Source organism: Candidatus Pantoea persica (assembly GCF_013753875.1).
Classification (GTDB): domain Bacteria; phylum Pseudomonadota; class Gammaproteobacteria; order Enterobacterales; family Enterobacteriaceae; genus Pantoea; species Pantoea persica.
Map to the genome: position 1 here is coordinate 269,849 of NZ_SMDS01000018.1, position 15,800 is coordinate 285,648.

Genomic DNA, 15,800 nt, shown 5'->3' on the forward strand with positions numbered 1-15,800 from the left:
TGCGCTACATCAACCTACAATAAAAATATCAATACCATAGATTGCTCTTTGTCGCTATGCCGTCTTGTTCTCCACCATGCTGAGCGGCAAAATGTTAAACCCATCACGCATTCCTCTGACCATTCATCTCACTTTTACATTACTTTGAGAGACTTATTGTTTTGCAGCAGGAGCACGCATGTTTAAGTCAGCCGTCACCCTTCTGGCACTCAGTCTTTCCGCCGCCTTGCACGCCGCCACCGTCGATCTGCGGCTGCTGGAAACCACTGAGCTGAACAGCAGCATGATGGATTTTGACTACTACAAATGACGCGCCGACGGAAAAATTTGGCCTGGTGCGCACCGCGTCGCTGACCTATGCCGCACGCCAAGAGGCAAAAAAACAGTGTGCTGGTGGATAACAGCGACATCATTCAGGGCAGTCCGCTTGGCGACTATGTCGCGGCGAAAGGGCTGCAGCAGGGCGAGATCCATCCCGTCTATAAGGCGCTCGATACCCTCAACTACAGCGTTGGCAACCTCGGCAACCATGAGTTCAACTACGGCCTGCCCTATTTGCGCAAGGCGCTGGCGGAGGCGCGCTTTCCCTACGTGAACGCCAATATCATCGACGTCAGCACCGGCCAGCCGATGTTCATCCTCTTTCTGATTAAGCCCATCGAGGTGGTGGATTGCGACGGCAAGCCGCAGATGCTGAAGATCGGCTTTATCGGCTTTGCGCCGCCGCAAATTATGGTGTGGGACAAGGCGAACCTGCAGGGCAAGGTGCGCGTCGAGGATATCACCGCCACCGCGCGCCGCTATGTGCCGCAGATACGCGCGCAGGGCGCCGACCTGATCGTCGCCATTCCCCATTCCGGTCTGAGCAGCGCGCCTTACCAGGCGATGGCGGAGAATTCGGTTTACTATCTGAGTCAGGTGCCGGGCATCGACGCCATTCTTTTCGGCCATGCGCACGCGGTGTTTCCCGGCAAGGATTTCGCCGGTATCAAAGGCGCGGATATCGAGAAAGGCACGCTGAACGGCGTGGCAGCAATGATGCCCGGCATGTGGGGCGATCATCTCGGCGTGGTGGATCTGGTGCTGACTCATGAAGGGGGCCGCTGGCAGGTGAGCGACCGCCAGGCGGAAGCGCGGCCCATTTACGATGCGGCGCAGAAAAAATCGCTGGCGGTGGAGGATGCGGCGCTGGTGAAGGTGCTGGCGGAGGATCACCGCGCCACGCGCGAATTTGTGGCGCAGCCGATCGGCAAATCAGCGGACGTGATGTACAGCTACCTCTCGCTGGTGCAGATCGTCAATAACGTGCAGCGCGACTACGTTGAGCGCTTTATTCAGGGCGATACCGATCTAGGCGGCCTGCCGGTGCTCTCCGCCGCGTCCCTCAAGGCGGGCAGGCGCAAGAACGATCCCGTCAGCTATACCGAGGTGGAAAAATGGCAGCTGACCTTCCGCAACGCCTCTGACCTCTATATCTACCCGAATACGCTGGTGGAGATGAAAGTCAGCGGCGCGCAGGTGAAAGAGTGGCTGGAGTGTTCCACCGGACAGTTTAACCAGATCGACCCCCATAGCCGCGCGCCGCAGTCGCTGATCAACTGGGATTTTTGCACCTATAACTTCGACGTGATTGACGGCGTGAACTACCAGATCGATATCACCCAGCCCGCGCGCTACGATGGCGAGTGTCAGCTTATCCACCCCAACGCCTTGCGCATCAGGAACCTGACCTAGCAGGGCAAGCCGGTCGACGCTACCTTCCTCCACCAATAACTACCGCGCCTACGGCGGCAAATTCGCCGGCACCGGCGATAAGTTTATCGCCTTCGCCTCGCCGGATGAAAACCGCGCCATCGTCGCCGCCTATATCGGTGCGGAAACGAAAAAGCACGGCGAGGTGCGGCCGCAGGCGGACAATAACTGGCGGCTGGCGCCGATCGCTGCCGACGCGCCGCTGGATATCCGCTTCGAGACCGCGCCAGGCGAGAAGGCGGACGCCTTTATCCGCAGCCATACGCAGTACCCAATGCAGCCTGCGGGCAGCGATACCATTGGCTTCGCCATCTGGAAAATGGATTTACGGCAGAAATAGCGGCGTAAAAAAGCCAGCCCGCGGGCTGGCTCGATCGCAAGCGGCTGGGATTACAGGATCTCCAGCAGCTCCACTTCGAAAATCAGGGTGCTGAACGGCGGAATGGATGCGCCCGCGCCACGCTCGCCGTAGGCGAGATTGTGCGGAATGGTCAGCTCCCACTTCGAGCCTACCGGCATCAGGGTCAGCGCTTCAATCCAGCCGGCAATCACGCCGGTCACCGGGAATTCCGCTGGTTCGCCGCGCGCGACCGAGCTATCGAAAACGGTGCCGTCAATCAGCTTGCCGGTGTAGTGGACGCGCACGCGATCCTGACGCGACGGGATCGGGCCGTCGCCCTGTTTGATCACGCTGAACTGCAGACCGGATTCGGTGCTGCTCACGCCTTCTCGCTGCGCTTTCTCCGCCAAGTAGGTCTGCCCTTCGGTAGCCATCGCCTGCACGCGCTCGCGGCGCACGCCTTCGGTGCGCTCATGCACTTCACACAGCGCACGATGCACAACGTCAACCGGCACTGCTGACGAGTTCCCTTCCAGCACATCGCGCAGGCCCGCGAGCAGCGCTTCTTGCTGAAGTCCCTGCAGACCGGACTCCTGCAGCTGCTGGCCAACCTGTAAACCGATTCCGTAACTTGCTTGTAATTCGACGCTGTCGAATGAAGGGGTCGTCATCTTGATACCTGTATCTTTCGCTAATTGAATCGGCAGCATAACAGCACGCGCCGCTGGCGTAAAATCCCGCGCGGCAGAGATGACTTTTCCCTGTGAAACAGAAACAATACGCAGGTCATATTTCGTCAGGCTGGCGGGCGCTTCGCGTCTGCATTGCCCATACTATAATAATGGAGAAGGTTAGCTTTTGCCGTGGCACTGAAAAAGAGAAGATACATGGGTCAAATCGCCCCACGACGCCGCAAAACGGGCGCACCGCACACGCTGCTCCAACGACTCGGCTGGGTGGCCCGCCAAAGGGCCGCACGCCGCTGGCAATGAGGAGAATTCATCAATGGCTTCAGACGCACCCTCCCGCCTCCCGGCCTGGCTGTTCAGACTCTGGCACGCGACCGATACTGTCCGCTGGATGGGCCCGCTGCCGCCGGCTCACCGCCGCGGCATCGTTATCGCTCTGCTGGTGATGCTGCTGGCGTTCCTCTGGCCGTCAGGCTCGTCGCACTACCCCGTTGAGCGTCAGCAGACGCCGGGCGGCGAAAAAGAGGTGCCGATGCAGGCGGAAATTTATGATAACGGCACGCCGCCGAAGGCGGATTCACAGGGCGAGTGGCGCAGCTATACCATCGCCTCTGGCCAGACGCTGGCGCAGCTGTTTCGCGATAATAATCTGCCGGTGGGCGATGTATTCGCTATGGCGCGCGTAGAGGGCAGCGATCAGCCGCTCAGCACACTGCAGAGCGGTCAGCAGGTCAAGATTCGCCTGAATGTGCAGGGCGTGGTCAATGGGCTGACCGTGGACAGCGCCAACGGCCCGGTGCTTTTCACCCGGCAGCCGGACGGCTCTTTTATTCGCGCGCAGTAGCGCAAGTCGTCGGGCGCGCCGGTAAGCGGCAGCTTCCGCAGCGACAAAAACGAAAAAGCCGGCCTTTTGCCGGCTTTTTCGCATTACCGAGTAAAATTACTCAGCAACTACATTCACAACCAGTTTAGCGAAAACTTCGCTGTGAACCTGGAAGTCAACTTCGTGCTCACCGGTGTTGCGCAGAACGCCGTTCGGCAGGCGAACTTCACTCTTGGCCACGTCAACGCCAGCGGCAGTAACAGCGTTAGCGATGTCGCGAGTACCGATAGAACCGAACAGTTTACCTTCGTCGCCTGATTTAGAGGCGATGGTCACTGAACCCAGTGCATTGATTTTCTCAGCGCGTGCGTTAGCAGCAGCCAGAACGTCAGCCAGTTTGGCTTCCAGTTCAGCGCGGCGTGCTTCGAAATATTCAACGTTTTTCTTGGTAGCCGGGACAGCTTTTCCCTGCGGTACCAGGAAGTTGCGCGCGTAACCCGCTTTAACGTTGACCTGATCACCCAAGCTGCCCAGGTTTGCTACTTTATCAAGCAGAATAACTTGCATTACCTTACCCTCTTAAAGTCGTTAATGGACCGTTGCCGATTACTGATGACGATCAGTGTACGGCAGCAGAGACAGGTAACGCGCGAACTTGATAGCACGAGCCAGCTGACGCTGGTATTTTGCGCGAGTACCGGTGATACGGCTCGGTACGATCTTACCGCTTTCAGTGATGTAGTTTTTCAGCGTAGCGATATCTTTGTAGTCGATCTCTTGAACGCCTTCCGCGGTGAAACGGCAGAACTTGCGACGGCGGAAATAACGTGCCATTTGGCTAGTCTCCAGAATCTATCAATTCAATCTGCTCGGCATGCAGCACCACTTTACTCTGTCCATTTCGCGCCTGATGACAGCTGATGAAGCCTTCAAGGGTGAGTTGCGTGCCGACCGTTATATGTTGAGTAATCTCCTGATGAAGCGCGCCGCTGATAATCACGGGCATTCTGCACCAGGCTTGCCGGTGAAAGCCAGCTTCTTCCTGCACTGAGCGGTGCTCAAGCACGAACTGACAGTGAGGAATTCCTGACGGGCTCACTTTTCGAACCGGCGTCTTGCACACGGTGCCAGACAGGCGCAGTCGATTGGCCGTCACGAATGATTACTCTTCAGAATCCCCAGCATCTGACTCGTCAGAGGTTTCGTTAGCGAAGTCTTCGCGGCGCTCACGACGCTCGTCTTTCGCTTTAACCATCGGAGATGCTTCGGTTACCGCGTGCTTAACGCGCATAACCATGCTGCGGATAACTGCGTCATTGAAGCGGAAGTTCGTTTCCAGCTCGTCGATCACTTCCTGCGGCGCTTCCACGTTCATCAGAACATAGTGTGCTTTGTGCAGTTTGTTGATCGGGTAAGCTAGCTGACGGCGGCCCCAGTCTTCCAGACGGTGGATCGTGCCTTTTGCACCAGTAATAGCACCGGTGTAACGCTCGATCATGCCCGGAACCTGTTCGCTCTGGTCAGGATGGACCATAAATACGATTTCGTAATGACGCATCGAAATTGCTCCTTACGGATTATTCAGCCTCCTGTCAGGGTCAGCTGCGGCCCACGGAAGCAAGGAACATTATAGGTCGTGAAACATTAGCTGAATGTAACGCGCCTCTGAATGCAGCTGAAAAATCGATGCGTAATCATACTGGCGCCGTGCCCTAAACTCAAGCGCACGTTTCATTAAATCACCTTTCAGGCGCCTTTCTGTGCTAAACAGGAAATTCAACGGGTTGCACATCATTTCATCAGTTTTTCAGGGGGCGCTGAAAAAAGGCCACCAGCGCGCGCAGCGCGAAAGGGGTGATTTTGTGGCCGATGCCGCGCTCTGAGAAGAAGGTAATCTTCTCCGCCTGTCCCCCAGTCCGCAACACGGCGACCAGCCGCGCTGTTTCGTCGAAGGGCACCACCTCATCCGCTTCGCCGTGCCACAGCAGCAGCGGCCGGTTCGCCAGCTTATCGCCGGGATCGTAATCCGCCAGCAGCGCCGTCAGGCGATCGAACTGCGCACGATCTTCTGGCGAGCTGACGCGCAGCGGTGGAAACAGCGTCTGGCTGAGCGACCTGAAGTAGCCCGATCCCATCAGACAGGCGACGCTGGCAATCTATGGGTAGCGCGCCATCGCCCCGAGCGCCGTCATGCCGCCCAGCAAGGCGCCCGCCACGGCGAAGCGTCCCGCCTCAATCAGATTCTCCGCGCGCAGCGCCGCTTCCAGCTACGGCAGTTCGTCAATATTACGCTGCAAAATCTGCCAGAAGCGGGTAGGGCGCAGCGCGTCATCGCCGCTGTCGCGCGCACCGTGCTATCCGCATCCGGCATCACGGCGCGAAATCCCGCCTGCGCCAGCGCGACGGCCAAGTACGCGTAGACCTCCTTCGACGAGGCGAAGCCGTGATAAAGCAGCACAGTGGGCAGCGGCGCTGCACGCCGTCCCGCAGGCGCGGCGTACAGCACCTCCACCCGCTGTGGATGTTGATGGCGCTGAGTCTATGTGCCGCAGAGAAGATCTGCGAACCACTTCACAAACCTACTCCCTATTTTAAGGGTTAAACCTTTGGTTGTCGATGCCCTTAATCGTATATCCCCTAAACCGACCTAAAGGTATCTCATGAAACGTCCCTCTCTCAGCTAACTGAGCCTTGGCGTCAAGCTGTCTGTACTGACGTCTCTCAGCGTCGCGCTGCTGCTGTTTGTCCTGACGCTGACGCAAGGCCATGCTGCCACCCGTCAGCTGGAAAGCTTGGCCATGGATGATATGCACAACCAGGTGGAGGGCATCAGCGAAATGGCGACAATGTTCAACGCCACCCTGACCGAAGAGGTCAGCAACTATACCCGGCTGTTCGCCAGCTTTCTGCCGCAGCGCTTCAGCAGCGACGACAGCGCGCGTATCCAGGTAGGGGAATTCTCTACCCCGACGCTGCGCGCCGGTCTGAAAACCCTGAACCTCGATCAGGTGGCGGTCGATGACTTTTTACAGCGCACCGCCGCCGTCTCAACCATTTTCGTACGCGACGGTGAGGGCTACTACCGTATCTCCACCTCGCTGAAAAAAGAAGGATGGCAGCCGCGCCATCGGCACCCGTCTCGACCGCAACAGCGCGGCGTGGAAAAGCGTCAACCGCGGCAAAGCCTATCGCAGGCTGGCGACGCTGTTCGGCCATCGCTATATCACCCAATATCAGCCGGTCAAAGATGACGGCGGCACGGTGATCGGCATCCTGTTCGTCGGCGTGCAGATCGACAAACAGTATGCGCTGATACGCGAAAAAATGCTGGCGTGCAAACTCGGCGACAGCGGCCGCTTCTTTGTGCTGAACGGCGCGCCGGTCGCGGCGCAGGGCAAGTACCTGTGCGATAAAGCGCGTGAAGGTCAGCTACCGTGCTGGGAGGCGAGCGTGCAGCAGGCGCTGCTGAACCAGCCACAGGGCATTCTGCAGACGGAGATTAACGGCGAGAGCAAACTGATCGCCTAGCAGCAACTGCCCGGCTGGGAGTAGGTTGTGGCGGGCGAAGTGAGCCGCGACAGCTTGCTGGCGTCGATTAACCACAGCCGCAACCTTTTCATGCTGACGGGCCTGGCGCTGATGCTGCTTTTCGCGGCCGGCTTTGTGATCTACAGCCGCCGCGTGATTACCCGCCCGCTGCAGCAGGTGATCCACCTTGCCGAGCAGTATGCGGCGGGCAACCTGCGTGTGCAGCTTGAGACCCGACGCCGCGATGAAGTCGCCTAGCTTATCGGCGCGATCAACGGCCATCGGCGACGGGCTGGAGAAAATTGTCAGCCAGGTGCGCGCTGCCGCTCAGGAGATCAGCGACGGCACCAATACCATCGCCGCCAGCAGCCTGAATATCAGCGAGCAGATCGGCCGTCAGGCGAGCAGCGTGGAAGAGACCTCGGCAAGCATGGAGCAGTTCGGCGCCACGGTAGAGCACACCGCCGACAACCTGCGCCAGGCGATGACGCTGGTGGCAGAAGCGAGCAAACTGGTGGGCCACGGCAACTAGACGGTGAGCCGTTCGGTCAATACCATATCGGCGATTCAGGTCTCTTCGCAGAGCATCGCCGGTATCACCCACGTCATCGAATCCATCGCCTTCCAGACCAATATCCTGGCGCTGAACGCGGCGGTGGAAGCGGCGCTCGTGGGCGAACACGGGCGCGGCTTCGCCGTGGCGGCGGCGGAAGTGCGCGCGCTAGCGCAGCGCACAGGCAACGAAAGAGATCGACGGCCTCATTGCCACCTCGATTCAGAATATCTCGGAGGGCCACCAGCTATCGCAGCAGACGCATGACGCCATGAGCCATATCGTGTCGCATATCGAGCAGGTGCAGCGCTTATGGGCGAAATCAACGTGGCGGCGCAGCAGCAGGCAGCGGGCATCGGTCAGGTCAACCTGGCGATGAACCAGATCAGCCAGGCGACCCATGAAAACAGCGAGCTGATGGAGCAGGCTGACGCCTCGGCGCAAAACCTGAGTCATAAAGGCCATCATCTGACGCAGTTAGTCAGCGTCTTTCACCTGAAATCCTGACCCGGTTTCAGGATGGTGGCTTACACTTAATCCACCGTCCTTCCGGAGAAAGTGTGATGCGTTACGCTTACTTACTGACGGCAGCGCTACTGTTGAACGGCTGCGCCGCGCTAAAAACCACCCCACAACCGCAACTGCCGCCGGCGCCGACCGAGCAGGCTCAGGAGATCACCCGCGCGCAGAGCGCCGGACTGCCGCGCCTCGGCAGCATCAGTACCCAGGTGCGCGGCTCGCCGGACGACGCGGAGCTCGCGCTGGCGGCGGAGGCCAATCAGCGCGGTGCCGTTTACTATCAGTTAATTATGGTGGATGAGACGATGACGCCAGGCTACTGGTACGCCACGGCAATCCTCTACGGCGCGTCACCCGCCAGCGGCCGGATGCCGCGCCCGTCGAGCCACTGCTGACACCAGGCGTCAGCCAACGGCGGCTCGGCATATTTCAGCAGCTGTGCGCCTGTGGCCAGCCGCGTCAGCTGCTGCGCAATTTCCCGCGCCTGGCTCTCCTGCGCCCGGTGCAACTGCAGCCGAAGCTGCCGCCAGCCGGCGTCGAAGCGGCGATTGATCCCTTTTACCACCTCGCACTCCAGATCCAGCATCTCGAGCGCCTCCGGCTGCTTTTTCAGCACGCACAGCACGTCCAGGCACATCACATTGCCCGATCCTTCCCAGATGCTGTTGACCGGCATATCGCGGTAGAGGTGCGGCAGTTCACTCTCTTCGCAGTAGCCGATGCCGCCCACCTCCATCGATTCGGCGGCGAAAGGCATGCCGGCCTTGCAGATGGCGTACTTCGCCGCCGGGGTAAAGAGCCGGGCGAAGGCGGCTTCCAGCGGCTGTGCCGGCTGCGACCAGGCTCGCGCCAGCCGCATCAGCAGCGCCGTTTGCCCCTCCAGCTGCAGCGCCAGCCGTGCCAGCACCTCGCGTATTAGCGGCTACTCCACCAGCGACTTGCCCATAACCTGACGCTGGTGCGCATGGTAGAGCGCCACGGAGAAGGCGCGCCGCATCTGGCCGTGGCTGCCGAGGGCACAGTCGAAACGGGTCATGCCGCTCATCTTCAGGATCAGCCGCACGCCATCGCCCTCTTCCCCCAGCAGCTAGCCGGTGGCGTCCTGAAACTCCGCTTCGCTGCTGGCGTTGGCGCGGTTGCCCAGCTTCTCTTTCAGGCGCTCCAGGCGGATGGCGTTGCGCGTGCCGTCCGGCAGCAGGCGCGGCAGCAAAAAGCAGCTCAGCCCTTTTCCGCTCTGGGCGAGGATCAGATGCGCGTCGCTCTGCGGCACGGAGAAAAACCATTTATGGCCGGTGATGCGCCAGAGGGATCCGGGTGCACGCGCAGCCAGCGGCTCGGCGCGCGTGGTATTGGCGGTGACGTCGCTGCCGCCCTGCTTTTCCGTCATGCCCATGCCGATCAGCAGCCCGCGCTTCTGCTCGCCTGGCAGCGCATGGTTGTCATAGCGGTCGCTGAGCAGCGGCTCGCGCCAGCCGGCAAAGTCGTCGGGCAGCCAGCGCTGCAGCAACGGAACGGCGGCGTGCGTCATGGTGACCGGACAGAGAGTGCCAGCCTCGACCTGTGCATGCAGAATAAAGCGCGCGGCGCGCGCCACCATCGCGCGATCGAGCACGTCGGGCTGCCAGCTGAGATTTTGCAGGCGGCTGGCGCAAACGCCCTGCATCAGCAGATGCCAGGCGGGATGAAAGCGCACCTCGTCGAGGCGCACGCCTCGCGCGTCGTAGCGCAGCAGCATTGGCGGCGAGGCGTTGGCGAGTCGTCCTAATTCCAGCGACTCGGCGCCGCCTAACTAGGCGCCGACGGACGCCAGCCAGTCGCGATCCTACTCGACGCCTTCGCGCGCCAGCGCTTCGCATAGCGACGTGTCGAACAGAAAGAGGTTGCTGTTGCTGAGGGGCTGCGGCTGACTAAAAACGGTATGGGGTTTCCAGGTCATAACCACTCCTCGCGTTGCCTGTCCCGATCAGTATGGGAGAGCGACGCACAATTATGCCCGGCACTAAGAGGATTTGCGGCGGCGATCACGCCCCACGCTGGCGTACCGCTTCGAACAAACAGACACCGGTGGCGACCGAGACGTTAAGCGAGGAGACGCTGCCCGCCATCGGGATGCTGATCAGCTCGTCGCAGTGTTCGCGCGTCAGACGACGCATGCCTTCGCCTTCCGCGCCCATCACCAGCGCCATCGGCCCGGTCATCTTGCTCTGGTAGAGCGTATGATCCGCTTCTCCCGCGGTGCCGACGACCCAGATGTTGTAATCCTGCAGCAGACGCAGGGTACGCGCCAGGTTGGTGACGCGGATCAGCGGCACGTTCTCCGCCGCGCCGCTGGCGACCTTTTTCGCCGTCGCGTTCAGCGAGGCGGAGCGATCTTTCGGCACGATCACCGCATGCACGCCCGCGGCGTCGGCGGTGCGCAGACAGGCGCCGAGGTTATGCGGATCGGTAACGCCGTCCAGCACCAGCAGCAGCGGCTTTTCCAGACTTTGCAACAGATCCGGCAGATCGCCTTCCTGATACTGACGGCCCGGCTTGATGCCCGCCACGATACCCTGATGCACGCCGCCTTCAACCTGACCATCCAGCCACTGGCGGTTCGCCAGCTGAATCACCACGCCCTGGGCTTCCAGCGCCGCCACCAATGGCTGCAGGCGACGATCGTCGCGGCCCCTGAGGATAAAGACTTCCTGGAAGCGCTGGGGACTGCGCTCCAGCAGCGCCTGCACGGCGTGGATACCAAAAATAATTTCGCTCATCGATCTGCTCAGTTAAAGATTGTATGGACCTGCAGCGGACGCTTTCTGCGCTGCAGAAAGCGTCCGTCAACGCATCAGGCGGAGTTAGCCTGCTTTTTTGCGTTGGTGGCGACGGCGATTTTACGGTTTTTTTCCGACGGGGTTTTGCTTTTTTCTCTTTCTTCGCTTTGGCCGGCTTCGGTCGGCTCGAAATTGCCTTTCTTGCCGATCTTACGGCGACGCTTCGGCGGCGCTTTGCCTTCGCGCTTCGCCCTGTAGCGCGCGGTTTTACCTTCGCCGCGCGGCTGACGCTGGCTGGAGATCAGCGCGAAGTCGATCTTGCGCTCGTCGAGATGCACCGCATCGACGCACACTTCAACCGCGTCGCCCAGACGATAGGTGCGGCCGCCAGACTCGCCGATCAGGCGCTGGCCTACCGGATCGAAACGGTAGTAGTCGTTGTCCAGCGTGGAAACGTGCACCAGCCCGTCGATAAAGAGGTCGTTCAGGCGTACGAAGAAGCCGAAGCCGGTAACGCTGGAGATGACGCCACTGAAGGTGTTGCCCACCTGATCCTGCATAAAGTCGCACTTCAGCCAGTCGGCAACGTCGCGCGTCGCCTCGTCGGCGCGGCGCTCCATCATCGAGCAGTACTGGCCCAGCTGCAGCATCTGCGCCATCTCATAGTGATAGCCGCCGGTCGGCGTGGTGATGCCTTTCACTTCGCCTGTGGCCTGCGCCAGCAGATACTTGATCGCCCGGTGCAGCAGCAGATCGGGGTAGCGGCGGATCGGCGAGGTGAAGTGGGTGTAAGACTGCAGCGCCAGACCGAAGTGGCCGCGGTTTTCCGGATCGTAAACCGCCTGCTTCATCGAGCGCAGCAGCATGGTTTGCAGCATTTCGGCGTCTGGGCGATCGGCGATCTGCGTCAGCAGCTCGGCGTAGTCGATCGGCTCCGGCTTCGCGCCGCCGGGCAGCGAGAGGCCCAGCTCGTTGAGCACGGTGCGGAAGCTGGTGATGCTGTCGTCGCTCGGGCGATCGTGGTCGCGGAACAGCGCCGGCTCCTGGTGCTTCTCGACAAAGCGTGCCGAGGCGATGTTGGCGAGGATCATGCACTCTTCGATCAGCTTGTGTGCGTCATTGCGCACCGTGCGCTCGACGCGCTCGATGCGGCGCTCGGCGTTGAAGATAAACTTCGCTTCTTCGGTTTCGAACGAGATGCCGCCACGCGCTTCGCGCGCCTGCTCTAGCACCTTATACATGCTGTGCAGCTCTTCCATCGGCTTCAGCAGCGGCGCGTACTGCTCGCGCAGCTCAGGGTTGCCCTGCAGAATGTTCCACACCTTGGTATAGGTCAGACGCGCATGGGAGTTCATCACCGCTTCGTAATGCTTGTAGCTGGTCAGCTTGCCGCTCGCCGAGATGGTCATTTCGCACACCATGCAGAGACGATCGACCTGCGGGTTCAGCGAACAGAGCCCGTTGGAGAGCACCTCCGGCAGCATGGGAACGACCTGAGAAGGGAAGTAGACCGAGGTGCCGCGCTGCACCGCTTCGTCGTCGAGCGGCGTGCCAGGACGCACATAATAGCTGACGTCGGCGATGGCGACCCACAGGCGCCAGCCGCCGCCGCGTTTTTTCTCGCAGTAGACCGCGTCATCAAAGTCGCGCGCGTCTTCGCCGTCGATGGTCACCAGCGGCAGCTGGCGCAGATCGACGCGCCCCTGCTTCGCCGCTTCAGGCACCTCTTCGCTCAGCTTGCTGACCTGTTTTTCCACTTCCAGCGGCCAGCTGTGGGGGATCTCATAGGTGCGCAGGGCCATATCGACCGCGAGGCCGGTGCCCATATTGTTACCTAGGATCTCCGCCACTTTGCCAATCGCTTTGGTGCGGCGAGTCGGACGCTGCACCAGCTCCACCACCACCACCGAACCCATGCGGGCGTCCAGCGTCTCTTCCGGCGGGATCAGAATGTCAAAGCTCAGGCGGCTGTCGTCCGGCACCACGAAGCCGGCGCCCGCATCGGTGAAGTAGCGTCCGACGATCTGGTTATTGCGTGGCTCGAGCACGCGCACTACGCGCGCTTCGCGGCGCCCTCGGCGATCGGCGCCCAGCGGCTGTGCCAGGATGACGTCGCCGTGCATGCACATTTTGATCTGCTCGGCGGAGAGGTAGAGATCGTCTTTCTGGCCTTCCACGCGCAGGAAGCCGTAGCCGTCGCGGTGGCCGATCACCTTGCCGCGCAGCAGATCGAGGCGTTCCGGCAGCACATAGCACTGGCGGCGGGTGAAGACCAGCTGCCCGTCGCGCTCCATGGCGCGCAGGCGACGACGCAGCGCCTCAAGGTGTTCTTTGTCCGTGAGGTTCAGTTCCTGTGCCAGCTCGTCGCGGCTGGCGGGTTTTTCGCGTTTTTCCAGGTGAGCCAGAATAAATTCACGGCTCGGAATGGGGTTTTCGTATTTTTCGGCTTCTCTTTCCTGAAAAGGATCTTTTGACATAGCGGTTCCTCCGATGTCATTTCAGATTCATTGCCACCGGCGGTTCGGACAATAAAATGTGGTACAGGGGCTCATTCCCCTCGACTAAGTCTGCCAGCGTGTAGCTGTCCAGTTCCCGCAAGAACAGCTGCACCGTATCATTTAACGCCTTTCGCAGGCGGCAGGCTGGCGTAATGGCGCAGGTAGCGCAATCGACGAGCTGCAGCGGCTCCATTTTACGCACCACATCGCCGATAACGATTTCATGCAGATCTCGTCCCGGACGAATGCCGCCGTTTTTGCCGCGCGTGGCCGCAATAAAACCCGCCCGGCTCAGTTGATTGACGATTTTTACCATATGGTTGCGCGACACGCCGTAGATATTAGTTACTTACGTTATATTCGTCTTTTTGCCTTCCGGCAAACAGGCCATATAAATTAAAGCCCGCAGACCATAATCAGTAAAACTTGTCAGCTGCACAATTACCTCGGTGAATCACCCATGGCGTTTTTTTCTTTGCGCTCGCGTTGCGTTTAATTTTTCAATCAGTGGACCTGTTCGCGGTTACTTAGATGATAAACTAGAGTCGAAACCACAGTGCGTTTTTTTTCAGTCGGCGATGTTGTGAGGCAGCGAAGAGAGGAAAAGCGGCGTCTGACGCGGAAAGAAACTGGCCGGAGACGCTCCGGCCTAGGCATTGACAGCATTATGCGTCGAACGGGTCGCGCAGAATCATTGTTTCGCTACGGTTCGGACCGGTAGATATGATATCGATCGGTACGCCGGCCACCTCTTCAACGCGCTTGATGTAGTCGCGCGCCGCCTGCGGCAGATCTTCCAGCGTTTTCACGCCAAAGGTGTTCTCGCTCCAGCCCGGCAGGCTTTCATAGATCGGCTCGATGCCTTCCCAGTTTTCCGCCGCCAGCGGCGTGGTGGTGACTTCGCGGCCGTCTGGCAGGCGGTAGCCCACGCAGATTTTGACCTCTTTCAGGCCGTCCAGCACGTCCAGCTTGGTCATGCAGAAGCCCGACAGCGAGTTGATCTGCACCGCGCGGCGCACCGCGACTGTATCCAGCCAGCCGGTGCGACGACGACGGCCGGTGGTGGCGCCGAATTCGTTGCCCTTGGCGCACAGGAACTCACCAATGTCGTCGAACAGTTCGGTCGGGAATGGACCGGCACCGACGCGCGTGGAGTAGGCTTTCACTATGCCCAGCACGTAGTCGACGCAGCGCGGACCGATGCCGGAACCCGTCGCCACGCCACCCGCGGTGGTGTTAGAGGAGGTAACGTAGGGATAGGTGCCGTGATCGATATCCAGCAGCGTGCCCTGCGCGCCTTCGAACATAATCAGACCGTCGCGCTTCTGAGCGCTGTCCAGCAGATCGGAAACGTCGACCACCATGCTAGTGAGGATGTCGGCAACCGCCAGCACATCGTTCAGCACTTTTTCGTAGTCGACCGCGTCTTCTTTGTAGTAGTTGACCAGCTGAAAGTTATAGTAATCGACAATTTCTTTCAGCTTGATGGCGAAGGTCTCTTTATTGAAGAGATCGCCCACGCGCAGACCGCGACGCGCCACTTTGTCTTCGTAGGCCGGACCGATGCCGCGGCCGGTGGTGCCGATGGCTTTCGCGCCGCGCGCTTTTTCGCGCGCCAGGTCCATCGCCACGTGATATTGCAGAATCAGCGGACAGGCTTCAGAGATAAGCAGACGTTCGCGTACCGGTACGCCACGCTCTTCCAGACCTTTCATCTCTTTCATCAGAGCTTCAGGCGACAGCACCACGCCATTACCGATAATGTTGGTAACGTTTTCGCGCAGGATGCCAGATGGAATTAAATGGAGGACGGTTTTTTCACCGTTGATGACAAGCGTATGGCCTGCATTGTGGCCACCTTGATAACGCACAACGAATTTCGCGCGTTCAGTCAGAAGGTCTACAATTTTACCTTTGCCTTCGTCACCCCATTGGGTGCCCAGTACGACGACGTTCTTACCCATTTTCAAAATCACCGATTGCTTAAAAATGGATTCTACCATCTGATCTTGCAGCTTTCAGCACTTTTAGCATACGTTTGCGCGCATTTTTCGTCTGATTTTTGCGCACTACAACATCCTGGGGAATCCGGCCGCCTCAGGCACAATTTAGCTGCGGCACAAGCCTGTTCAGCTGCCGCTGTGGGCGGCAATCATGCAGTAGATCACCACACCCGCCGCCACCACCAGGCCGCCGACGAAACGGTGCAGCAGGCGATCTGGCAGCTGCGCCATGCTGAGGATAATGCGTCGCTACATGCACGGCAGCAGCATTGGCCCTAACCCTTCCAGCACCAACGCCAGCGCCATAATATGGTTGTGTTCATCTGCGAGTCCAAAAAA

10 protein-coding genes and 6 pseudogenes are annotated in these 15,800 nt (G+C 59.8%); 4 read left to right on the forward strand and 12 right to left on the reverse strand.

Translation table 11 applies throughout. The features are described 5' to 3' along the window. Positions 1 to 178 precede the first annotated feature (178 nt). Positions 179 to 2,092, forward strand: a pseudogene (locus EIO60_RS10265) (bifunctional 2',3'-cyclic-nucleotide 2'-phosphodiesterase/3'-nucleotidase). 50 nt (positions 2,093 to 2,142) lie between these two features. Here the strand turns inward: EIO60_RS10265 and bamJ are convergent. Further along, positions 2,143 to 2,763 (reverse strand): BamJ family beta-barrel-assembly machinery protein, encoded by a 621-nt coding sequence (gene bamJ, locus EIO60_RS10270; RefSeq protein WP_258576722.1) that lies wholly within the window; start codon positions 2,761 to 2,763, stop codon positions 2,143 to 2,145. A gap of 334 nt (positions 2,764 to 3,097) precedes the next feature. On the opposite strand from bamJ, the gene EIO60_RS10275 reads away from it, so the two are divergent. Then, on the forward strand, positions 3,098 to 3,625 hold the full coding sequence (locus EIO60_RS10275) for a LysM-like peptidoglycan-binding domain-containing protein (RefSeq protein ID WP_258576723.1): 528 nt from the start codon (positions 3,098 to 3,100) through the stop codon (positions 3,623 to 3,625). 96 nt (positions 3,626 to 3,721) lie between these two features. On the opposite strand, the gene rplI is transcribed toward EIO60_RS10275, so the two are convergent. The 5 genes and pseudogenes from rplI to yjfP all read right to left on the reverse strand — a co-directional run bounded on the left by rplI (position 3,722) and on the right by yjfP (position 6,116). Beyond that, entirely contained in the window at positions 3,722 to 4,171 is a 450-nt protein-coding gene (rplI, locus tag EIO60_RS10280) for a 50S ribosomal protein L9 (protein WP_258576724.1), read from the reverse strand. Between the two features lie 39 nt (positions 4,172 to 4,210). Continuing rightward, the gene (rpsR, locus tag EIO60_RS10285; protein ID WP_258576725.1) at positions 4,211 to 4,438 is read right to left on the reverse strand and encodes a 30S ribosomal protein S18; all 228 of its coding nucleotides are present in this window, start codon (positions 4,436 to 4,438) and stop codon (positions 4,211 to 4,213) included. A gap of 4 nt (positions 4,439 to 4,442) precedes the next feature. Then, positions 4,443 to 4,760 (reverse strand): primosomal replication protein N, encoded by a 318-nt coding sequence (priB, locus tag EIO60_RS10290; protein ID WP_258576726.1) that lies wholly within the window; start codon positions 4,758 to 4,760, stop codon positions 4,443 to 4,445. Positions 4,761 to 4,766: 6 nt separating this feature from the next. Continuing rightward, a complete protein-coding gene (gene rpsF, locus EIO60_RS10295; RefSeq protein ID WP_258576727.1) occupies positions 4,767 to 5,162 on the reverse strand; it encodes a 30S ribosomal protein S6 in 396 nt (131 codons plus the stop codon). Between the two features lie 241 nt (positions 5,163 to 5,403). Then, positions 5,404 to 6,116, reverse strand: a pseudogene (gene yjfP / locus EIO60_RS10300) (esterase). Between the two features lie 172 nt (positions 6,117 to 6,288). Between yjfP and EIO60_RS16175 the strand changes: the two are divergent. Beyond that, positions 6,289 to 8,192: pseudogene (locus tag EIO60_RS16175) on the forward strand (methyl-accepting chemotaxis protein). Between the two features lie 56 nt (positions 8,193 to 8,248). Then, on the forward strand, positions 8,249 to 8,599 hold the full coding sequence (gene bsmA, locus EIO60_RS10335) for a biofilm peroxide resistance protein BsmA (RefSeq protein ID WP_258576777.1): 351 nt from the start codon (positions 8,249 to 8,251) through the stop codon (positions 8,597 to 8,599). On the opposite strand, the pseudogene EIO60_RS10340 reads toward bsmA, so the two are convergent. From EIO60_RS10340 to EIO60_RS10365, 6 genes and pseudogenes are all read right to left on the reverse strand, one after another. After that, a pseudogene (locus EIO60_RS10340) lies at positions 8,545 to 10,140 on the reverse strand (isovaleryl-CoA dehydrogenase). The gene bsmA and the pseudogene EIO60_RS10340 sit on opposite strands and share 55 nt — an antisense overlap. Before the next feature lie 85 nt (positions 10,141 to 10,225). Then, on the reverse strand, positions 10,226 to 10,960 hold the full coding sequence (rlmB, locus tag EIO60_RS10345) for a 23S rRNA (guanosine(2251)-2'-O)-methyltransferase RlmB (RefSeq protein WP_258576731.1): 735 nt from the start codon (positions 10,958 to 10,960) through the stop codon (positions 10,226 to 10,228). A gap of 74 nt (positions 10,961 to 11,034) precedes the next feature. Next, entirely contained in the window at positions 11,035 to 13,437 is a 2,403-nt protein-coding gene (gene rnr, locus EIO60_RS10350; RefSeq protein WP_258576732.1) for a ribonuclease R, read from the reverse strand. 16 nt (positions 13,438 to 13,453) lie between these two features. Then, positions 13,454 to 13,897, reverse strand: a pseudogene (gene nsrR, locus EIO60_RS10355) (nitric oxide-sensing transcriptional repressor NsrR). A 226-nt stretch (positions 13,898 to 14,123) separates the two neighbouring features. Continuing rightward, a complete protein-coding gene (locus tag EIO60_RS10360) occupies positions 14,124 to 15,422 on the reverse strand; it encodes an adenylosuccinate synthase (protein ID WP_258576778.1) in 1,299 nt (432 codons plus the stop codon). A gap of 165 nt (positions 15,423 to 15,587) precedes the next feature. Then, positions 15,588 to 15,784: pseudogene (locus EIO60_RS10365) on the reverse strand (DUF2065 domain-containing protein). Positions 15,785 to 15,800: the final 16 nt, after the last annotated feature.